The following is an 8967-nucleotide window of genomic DNA, read 5'->3' on the forward strand; positions in this document are numbered from 1 at the left end:
TGTGGATAAGTAAAGAGCGGGGATTCTACCGTTGTTCGGCAACAATCGCCCACTGCGTACTGACCGGCTGTGGATAAATCCCGCGCCTGATGCAGTACAATCGCGACTTTTCATCGCCAACCAGCCGGCCATTCCCATGATCGAACCCAAGCGCGTCCTACGCGCCCTCGCCGAACACTGGGCACTGCTTGAGCCTCTGTGCGAACACTTCGACCAAGGCACCCTGAGCCTTGCCGAACTGCGCGCGCAACTGGCCGCCCAACAACTGGACAGCACGCCACAGGACATCACCAGCCTGTTGGACGTGTGGATTCGCCTGGACATCCTGGTGCCTGTCGCCAAGAGCCCGAACCGTTTCGAGCTCAACGCACAGATCCATGACTTCCTGGCGTATCTTCGCAAGGAGCACCGGCTTGGCCTGTGCCTGGAAATCGAAGCCTACCTGCGCCACCTTGAGCGCCTGGCGGGTTATATCCAGGACGCCTTCGACATCCGTGATGGCCACGACCTGGCCCGCCAACTGCGCTTGCTGGATATGCGCGTGCGGGACGTGCTGAAAAAACTCGCCAACGATGAACAGGCCCTCGCCGCCGTGGCCGACCGCGCCAAGACCAGCGACCGGCAGATTCCGTTGCGCCAGCGGTATGCCGAGGTCCTGGCGACCTGGGACGAGTACGTCGAACCAATGATCCAACTGGTGAACGCCGACGGCGCCTTCGAACAAGGCGTGCGCAAGGTGGAAAACGTGCTGCTGCGCCTGCTCACCGAGCAACAGCGCCTCGGCCACCTGGTGGACGACGACATGCTGCTGCGTACCCACGCGCGCATCCTCGAAATGCAGACCAGCGCCCAGCTGACCTTGCGCCATGCCCGCGAACTGCTGCTGCCGCTGCGCGAAGAAGCGCGCCGGCACAACGCCGTGACCCGTGGCGCGGCGCTGGCCTTGTCGGCGATCCGCCGCAAAGGCCTGGACGCGGTACCGCAGGCCGCGATGCCGATGTTTACCCGTCCGCAAAGCACCTTTCTCGGCAGCGCGAGCCAGGTGGAAGCCTATGTGTACGCCCTGGCGAATTTCGAGCCAAAACCGGCAAAATTCCCCAAGGCGCACAAGTCCCACAAGGGCGAAGCCCAGCGCGCACCGCGCACGGTCAAGGAAATGCTCGAACGCTGCGAAGACGCGCTGCCGATGCCGGACCTGATGACCTGGCTGCTGGAGCAGGAACCGGACGGCGCCACCGACGAATTGCTGTACTGGTTCTCCCGGCTGTCCCGCGAAAAACGCTTCAAGCGCGAACGCCTGGAACGCCGCGATTATCACACCACCGAGCACCAGGTCAGCCTGCGCTCCTTCGCCCTGCTCCCGGCCACTGCTGACGCGGCCGAGCAATCTGCGAGTACACCTCATGCATCTTGATCTATCCGAACTGTCCCAGCTGGCGCCGATCTTTCGCGAGCTGTTCAAGGGTTACCACGTCAGCCGCCGCGACCCGGAGCTGTACGCACAACTGTCGAACTTCCAGGACCAGTACCGCACGCTGTTCAAGGCCCTGGGCTTTGAGTTGGTCTGCGACACACGCGGCTTCTACTATTTCGTGCCGGACACCGCCGTGGCCGCCGCGCAGGTGAACAAGACCGCGCAGCGCCTGGCGCTGTTCACCTTCATCATTGTTGAACACTTGGCGGATCAAGGCCGCGACCCGATCGCGGTGCTCGACGGTGGCAGCCTGGGCCGCGATGAGTTGCCGTCGCTGCTGGAGAAGTACCGCGACCTGTTTATCCAGGCCGAAGTGCAGACCCAGGAAGAACTCGAAGAAAAAATCATGCGCCGCATGACCCAGCTGGGTTTTGCTAGCGAAGACAACGGTATCTATCGCTTCCTGCCGCCGATGCACCGCTTCCTCGACGTGTGCCTGTCGGTGCAGCAGGACCGCGACTTGGCGGCCAGCGTGCACAGCGTGTTGCCACTGCCGGCGCCGGTGATCATCGACGAAGACAGCGATGAAAAACTGCTGAAAACCGATGACCCGCTGGACCTCAGCGACTTCGCCGAAGAAAGCGAAGAAGACGCCCTGGCCCGCGCCATTGCCGAAGAACAGGAGACCGACGCATGAGTAAGGAACGCTACGGCATCCGCCGCTTCGCCCTATTGAATACCGCAGGTTACAGCCTGGGTTTGTTCCCGCTGGAAGAACCGTTGTCGGTGTATGGCGCGAACAACCTGGGTAAATCCGCGTCGATCAACGCCTTGCAGTTCCCGATCCTGGCGCGCATGTCGGACATGAGCTTCGGCAAGTACACCCTGGAACAATCCCGGCGCTTCTACTTCGCCACCGACACCAGCTACATCCTCGTCGAAGTGTCCCTGCCCCACGGCCCGCACGTGATCGGCGTGGTCGGGCGCGGCCCGGGCGGTGGTTTCGGTCACCAGTTCTTTGCCTACGCGGGCAAACTGGACCTGGCGCATTACCAGAAGAACGACACCTGCCTGCGGCAGAAAGAGCTGTTCACCAACCTTGAGCGCGAAGGCCTGAAAGCCTACGAACTCAAGCCGGATGAACTACGCCGTTTGCTGGTGGGCGGCCACACGTCGATCCCGCTGGACCTGACGCTGATCCCGCTGCGCTCTACCAGCGAGCAGAGCCTGAAGACCTTCCGCGCACTGTTTATCAACCTGCTGCACATGCGCGAAATCACCGCGGCCAAGCTCAAGCAACTGTTCCTCGATGCGTTCGAACACAGCCTGCGCTCCGGTAGCGTGGATTACATCGCAGCGTGCGAAGAAGCCTTCCGCGACGTGCGACGCATGGAGCAGGACTACAACTCGCTGGTCGCCGCCGGCCCGCTGGTTGAAGCGCTGGCCAATGGCGTGCGCCTGCGCGACGTGTTGCGCGGCAAGCTGCATCGCCTGTCGCCGCTGTTGGATTCGCTGCTGGGCACCTGGTCGGACTACGCCAGTGCGCGCAAGGAAGAACTGACCATCCAGGCCGAGCACTATCGCGGCGAGCAAGACGCGCTGCAGAACGACCAGCGCGGCGGCACCCAGGAGCTGATGCGCCTGGAGCGGGAAATCAGTGGCATCCAGCGCTGGCTGGGCGAGTTGTCGGTGCTCAAGCATCGCTTTGCGCTGGTGGATGACGTGAAGGTGCTGGAGCAGCAATTGCTGGCGGCCAAGGACGCCCACGATGAACTCGCCGGCGCCTTGGCGCAGTCGCGGCAGTTCAGCGCCGAGGACTTGGACGAGCGCCTGCGCGAGCTGGAAAAACGCTTGAAGTCGGTCAAGCAACAGCTTGATCACGCGGACAACAACAGCTACGCCAAACTGCGCGAAGAATTTTCACAGCAGGATGTCGAGCGTCTGATGCGCCTGTTCAACAGTTCGCTGTTCAGCCTGCCGTTGGGCGAGCATGGCATCACCCTGGACGAGGACGGCCAGTGGGTCAAATCCCTGGAGCAGATCCTCGATGGCTTCAAGGGCGAGCGTTTTGAAGTGCCGGGGCTGTCCATCGACATCTCCCACATCGAACCGCCAGCCTTGCAGGCCCTCGCGGATCGCGCCGCGTTGCGCGACCAGAAAGAGCGTCTGGAAAAAGAACTCAAGCAACTCAAGACTCAACAGGCCGTAGCTTCAGACCGTGCGGCGAGCAAGACCCAGACCGAAGCGCTGTACCAGCAGGTACTGGACGCGCAAAAGGCCCTGGAAGATTTCCGCCGGGCGCAAACACTGAGCGCCGAAGAAGGCGAGAAGCTGGAAAACCTCGCGCAGATGGAAGCGGCGCAGGACGAATTGAAGCGTTCCAGCGATGCATTTACCGAGCGCGTCCAGCAGCTGTCGGCCAAGCTGCAACTGGTGGGTCGCCAGATTGGCGATATGGAAGCCAAGCAACGCACACTGGATGACGCGTTGCGCCGTCGCCAGTTGTTGCCGGCGGACTTGCCCTTCGGCACGCCGTTCATGGACCCGGTCGACGATTCCATGGATAACCTGCTGCCGCTGCTCAATGACTATCAGGACAGCTGGCAAGGCTTGCTGCGCGCGGATGGGCAGATCGAGGCGTTGTATGCCCAGGTACGCCTCAAGGGCGTGGCCAAGTTCGACAGCGAGGATGACGTTGAGCGGCGCCTGCAACTGCTGATCAACGCGTATGCGCACCGTACCGATGAAGCGCTGACGCTGGGCAAGGCGCGCCGCGCGGCGGTCACCGACATTGCGCGGACCTTGCGCAATATCCGCAGCGACTACGACAGCCTTGAGCATCAACTGGCGCTGTTCAACCGTGAGATCAACAAGCGCCAGGTGTCCAACCTGCAAAGCTTCCGCATCGTGCTGGCGCCGAACAAGGAAGCCCTCAAGCATATCGACCAGATCATCCACAGCGCCGGTCAGTATGAAGAAGGCGAAACCCTGTCGGTGTTCGACCTGAGCCAGAGCGCCGAGCAGGACAACAAAAACGAAGAGGCCAAGGAATACCTGGCCCGCCTGGTGGCCGCCAACCATAACCAGTTGGGCCTCAAGGATTTGTTCGAATTGGCGTTCGAGATCACCAAGGTGCATGGCCAGCCGGTGATTCACACCGATATCGACGGCGCCGCGTCCAACGGTACCACCATGACCATCAAGGCGCTGACCAACATGTATTTGTTGCTGCACTTGATGGACCGCGACCAGGCCGGGCGTGTGCGTTTGCCGTACTACCTCGACGAGGCGGCGGACATCGATGAGAAGAACCAGGCGGCGTTGCTGGAAACCAGTTTGCAACTGGGCTTTGTGCCGATTCTGGCGAGTGTGAAGCCACAGGTTTCCGCCCAGGTGGCGATTGACCTGGAAGGCGGCAGCGGGCCGAATGGGATCTATATCGATGAGGCGGATTGGAAGTACATCCGTCGTCATGATGTGGTGAAAGCGACGGTGAATGTGCAGGCGGATGAGCCGGAGTTGGATGAGGTCTGAGTGTTTGGACTGAAATAAAAAGGCCCCTGGGTGTGAATCCAGGGGCCTTTTTTTGTGTTGGCTGTGGGGGCCTCATCGCGGGCAAGTCGAATCGTCGCACCGCCGCTCCCACATTTGGAATGCATTGTTGCTGAAAATGCATTCCCCTGTGGGAGCCGGGCTTGCCCGCGATGGCCGCGCCTCGGTCTACTTGCCGAGAGGGATTTTAGGCGCCCAAGTCAGCCACTCATCCTCAAACTTGTCGAACAACGGGAAGGTTTGCTGCGCAAGTGCGGCATTGCCCATACGATCGCCATCTGGCGTAGCGAAAGCAATGCCACCCGCGACCAGCGTCTCCAAGGACTCAGTACGCACCGTCGCCCCCTTGAACAGGCCGAAGTCGAGACCAAAGCCGCTGGTGTTCCAGAACCGGCTGCCACTACGTACCAGCGGTGCGTACTTGGGCTCGATCAGGATGTGGATCAGCACGCGGTCAGCGGTCTGGCCCAGCTCGTAGCCGGTGACTTTGCCCACGGTGACTTCGCGGTAGGTCACGGGTACGCCTTCCTTCAACGAGCCACGGCGTGCGGCGCTGAGGGTGAGGCTCAGGCCTTCCTCCTGATGGACGGCCTTCGGCGGTTCATCCAGTGCCACGAAGCTTTTTTGCGGACCGACGTTTCTCACCGCTGGCTGCACTTCGATGTACTGGCCGGTGACCAGGGTTTCCAGGTTCGAGGTTTTCATCAGGCCCAGCTCAGGCTTGACCACCCAGAACTGGCTGCCCACGCGGGCGATGCGGTCCGCCACTTGGGTGATGCGCGCGCTGAGCAACACCGACTGCATGTCGGCACTGAGATCGACGCTTTCGATCTTGCCCACATCCAGGCCTTTGAAACGTACCGGTGTGCCCGGGCGCATGCCGTCGGCGCGGTCGACCTTGATGGTCACCAAGGTGCCGCGTTGGTTGGCTGCCTCGCGGTCGGTGAACAAGCGGAAACGAGGTATGCGCTTTTTCAGCGGCACGTTCTGCTCGGGTGTTTCGAAGGCGATACCGCCGGCCATCAGGCTGGCCAGGGATTCACTCTTGACCTGGATGCCGCCGGTGAGGCCGCCTGTCAGGGTGACGCCGCTGGCATTCCAGAAACGCGTGGAGCCATTGACCAGGTTTTCGTATTCCTTCTCGATGTGGACGCCGATCACCAATTGCTTGTTCTTGCGCGAGAACTGGTAGCTCTGCACCGAGCCGACCTTGACCTGTTTGTAGAGGATCGGGCTACCGACATCCAGCGACCCGAGGTTGTCGGTGAACAACACCATGTGCAGGCCCGGTGAGCGCAGGTCCAGCGGCGGCGCCTTGGCGCGGGCGACGAATTCGCGCTGGGGGGCGCTGCCTTTGTCGCCGGGGCGGATGGCGATGTAGTTGCCTTTGACCAAGGCCTCAAGCCCGGTGATACCGGCCAGGGAGATCGATGGCTTGACCACCCAGAACTGGGTGTCCTGCACCAGGTAGTCTTCGGCCAGCGGGTCGAGGGTCAGCTCGGCGTTGGCGCTGGACAGCGACGGGTCGATCTTCAGGGTTTTCAGGCTGCCGACCTGGATGCCTTTGTACATCACCGGCGTGCGCCCGGCTTGCAGGCCTTCGAAGTCGGTGAGCTTGACCTTGACCCTGATGCCGGCTGCGGCCGCGTCGAAATCTTCGTACAGGCGGAAGGGCAGGCTTGGGTCCGTCGGCGGGCTGTCCTTGCGGTTCTCTGGCGTGGCGAAGGCGATGCCGCCGGCGACGATGCTGGAAAGGGATTCGCTGCGCACCTTCACGCCGGAGAGGTTGGCGTCGATGCTGATGCCGCTGGCGTTCCAGAAACGCGTGTGTTTGCGCACCAGGTTGGCGTAGGTCGGTTCGATGTAGACCTTGATCTCAACGGTGCTCTGGTCTTCGGAGAGCAGGTAGCTTTTGACCTGGCCGACCTGGATCTGCTTGTAGAACACCGGGCTGCCGCGGTTGAGCGAGCCGAGGCGGTCAGCCTTGACGGTCAGGTGCAGGCCGGGCTTGGCGTCGGACAAGGGCGGCTCTTCGGAGAGCGCCTTGAACTTGCGCGTGGGTTCGCCATCACCGGGGCTGGCGGCAATGTAGTTGCCCGAGACCAGGGTTTCCAGGCCAGTGATGCCGGCCAGGCTGACGCTGGGCTTGACCAGCCAGAAGCGCGTATTGGTCTTGAGGTACTGGTCGACGTCCTTGTTCATCTCGATGGTGGCGATCACCCCGCGATTACTGCCTTCGTCGTCCAGGGCCAAGGCCTTGACCTTGCCCACCGTCATGCCTTTGTAGACCACTTCGGTCTTGTTGACCTGGATACCTTCGCCGCTTTCGAAGCGCACCTGGATATCGATGCCCTGCTGGGTATAGGCGCGCCATCCCAGCCAGCCGCCGATGATCAGGGCAATCAGGGGTAACACCCAGATGGCCGACCAGTTAGAGGCCGGGCGGGTTTTAGCTTTTGGCAAATCACTCATGGTCGTCGTCCGACTCCGTGTTATCCCAAATCAGTCGGGGATCAAAAGTTACTGCGGCAAGCATCGTCAAGATCACCACACTGGCGAACGCCGCAGCGCCGAGATTGGCCTCGACACTGGCAAGTCGCCCGAAGTTTACAACCGCCACCAGGATGGCGATCACGAAAATATCCAACATGGACCAACGGCCAATGAATTCGATAAAGCGGTACATGACGATACGTTGTTGTGCGGACAGCGGCTGATGGCGCTGCACGGAGAACAGTAGCAGACCAATGCCAACGAGCTTGAAGGTCGGCACCAGAATACTGGCGATAAACACCACGGCGGCGATGGGGAACATGCCGTGCTGCACCAATTCAATCACGCCGGCCATGATGGTGCTGGGTGCGCCCTGACCAAGGGAGTTGATCGTCATGATGGGCAAAAGGTTGGCTGGGATATACAAAATGGCCGCCGTGATCAGCAATGCCCAGGTCCGCGTGAGGCTGTTGGGACGTCGGGCATGGACCAGCGCGCCGCAACGGGTGCAGGTTTGCTCATCGGTGTCCGCCTCTTGTTTGTTCAACTCATGGCATTCGGTACAAATCAGAATGCCAGCATCAATCGCCCGCATGTTCATCCTCTCCTGACAGTGCCTGCCAGATCTGGTGGGGCGACATCACCACCTCAAGCAGGACCTGAACCATTAATAGGCTGACGAAACAGACCAGGCCCAGGCCGATGGTGATGGAGGCCATGTCGGCGAGTTTTACGATCGCCACCAGGACGCCCATCAGGTAGACCTCCAACATGCCCCAGTCTTTCATATGGTGGTAGATACGGTAGAGCAGCAGGCCGTAGCTGCGGCCGATGTTCCAGCGAATGCTGAGCAGGACCGCCATTTGGCAGAGCAGCTTGAGCAGGGGAATGCCCATGCTGCACAGGAAGACCACGACGGCAACGCCTTGCATACCCGTATTGAACAGGGCTACGACGCCACTCCACACGGTGTCCTCCGAGGACTGCCCCAGTAGATTGAGCTGCATGATGGGCAAAAAGTTCGCGGGGATGTACAGCAGCAACGCCGCGATGACCAAGGCAAGGCTACGCTCAACGACATTGTGGCGGTGAGCATACAGCTCGTAACCGCAACGTGGGCATTGGGCTTTTTCGCCGAGGGCGAGCGCTGGTTTGCGCATCAGCAAGTCGCACTCATGGCATGCCACCAGGTCGTCCAGTGGTAAATCCGATACCTCGGGGGTATCAACCGGATCGGGCATAAATAGGGCTCGGGCTCTAAAAAGGTTAGGTGCCTATTCTAGTGGTCTGGTTCAGAAATAACTGTGCAAATTTGTCGGGGCTTGTTTTGCTTTTCTCGCGCCCAAAACAAAACCCCATCTGCTTTCGCAAATGGGGTTTCGGAATTTAATCTTGACGATGACCTACTCTCACATGGGGAAACCCCACACTACCATCGGCGATGCATCGTTTCACTGCTGAGTTCGGGATGGGATCAGGTGGTTCCAATGCTCTATGGTCGTCAAGAA

Annotated in this window: 6 protein-coding genes and 1 rRNA gene; 3 read left to right on the plus strand and 4 right to left on the minus strand. The window is 60.7% G+C overall.

Features of this window, described 5'->3' with window-relative positions; all coding sequences use genetic code 11:
- Nucleotides 1-136: 136 nt before the first annotated feature.
- From mksB to mksF, 3 genes are read left to right on the plus strand one after another with little or no spacing between them, the layout of a single operon-like run.
- Nucleotides 137-1414, plus strand: coding sequence for an Mks condensin complex protein MksB (gene mksB / locus J1G37_RS03460; RefSeq protein ID WP_124529477.1), 1278 nt, complete (start codon nucleotides 137-139; stop codon nucleotides 1412-1414).
- Entirely contained in the window at nucleotides 1404-2111 is a 708-nt protein-coding gene (gene mksE / locus J1G37_RS03465) for an Mks condensin complex protein MksE (RefSeq protein ID WP_017529960.1), read from the plus strand. The genes mksB and mksE overlap by 11 nt, the downstream gene beginning before the upstream one ends.
- Entirely contained in the window at nucleotides 2108-4948 is a 2841-nt protein-coding gene (mksF, locus tag J1G37_RS03470) for an Mks condensin complex protein MksF (protein ID WP_207040193.1), read from the plus strand. Before mksE ends, mksF begins: the two co-directional genes overlap by 4 nt.
- Before the next feature lie 186 nt (nucleotides 4949-5134).
- On the opposite strand, the gene J1G37_RS03475 is transcribed toward mksF, so the two are convergent.
- The 4 genes from J1G37_RS03475 to rrf form a co-directional block, all read right to left on the minus strand.
- Nucleotides 5135-7438 (minus strand): MlaD family protein, encoded by a 2304-nt coding sequence (locus J1G37_RS03475; RefSeq protein ID WP_207040194.1) that lies wholly within the window; start codon nucleotides 7436-7438, stop codon nucleotides 5135-5137.
- A complete protein-coding gene (locus J1G37_RS03480) occupies nucleotides 7431-8054 on the minus strand; it encodes a paraquat-inducible protein A (protein ID WP_207040195.1) in 624 nt (207 codons plus the stop codon). The genes J1G37_RS03475 and J1G37_RS03480 overlap by 8 nt, the downstream gene beginning before the upstream one ends.
- A complete protein-coding gene (locus tag J1G37_RS03485) occupies nucleotides 8041-8700 on the minus strand; it encodes a paraquat-inducible protein A (protein WP_207040196.1) in 660 nt (219 codons plus the stop codon). Before J1G37_RS03485 ends, J1G37_RS03480 begins: the two co-directional genes overlap by 14 nt.
- A gap of 149 nt (nucleotides 8701-8849) precedes the next feature.
- Nucleotides 8850-8965 (minus strand): 5S ribosomal RNA (rrf, locus tag J1G37_RS03490).
- Nucleotides 8966-8967 lie beyond the last annotated feature (2 nt).

Origin of the sequence: Pseudomonas sp. Marseille-Q1929 (assembly GCF_017316265.1) — a bacterium.
Classification (GTDB): Bacteria; Pseudomonadota; Gammaproteobacteria; order Pseudomonadales; family Pseudomonadaceae; genus Aquipseudomonas.

Bases quoted from the DNA above. Each gene is read 5' to 3' on its own strand.
- mksB (WP_124529477.1), top strand. From the start codon at position 137: ATGATCGAACCCAAGCGCGTCCTACGCGCCCTCGCCGAACACTGGGCA.
- mksE (WP_017529960.1), top strand. From the start codon at position 1,404: ATGCATCTTGATCTATCCGAACTGTCCCAGCTGGCGCCGATCTTTCGC.
- mksF (WP_207040193.1), top strand. From the start codon at position 2,108: ATGAGTAAGGAACGCTACGGCATCCGCCGCTTCGCCCTATTGAATACC.
- J1G37_RS03475 (WP_207040194.1), bottom strand. From the start codon at position 7,438: ATGAGTGATTTGCCAAAAGCTAAAACCCGCCCGGCCTCTAACTGGTCG.
- J1G37_RS03480 (WP_207040195.1), bottom strand. From the start codon at position 8,054: ATGCGGGCGATTGATGCTGGCATTCTGATTTGTACCGAATGCCATGAG.
- J1G37_RS03485 (WP_207040196.1), bottom strand. From the start codon at position 8,700: ATGCCCGATCCGGTTGATACCCCCGAGGTATCGGATTTACCACTGGAC.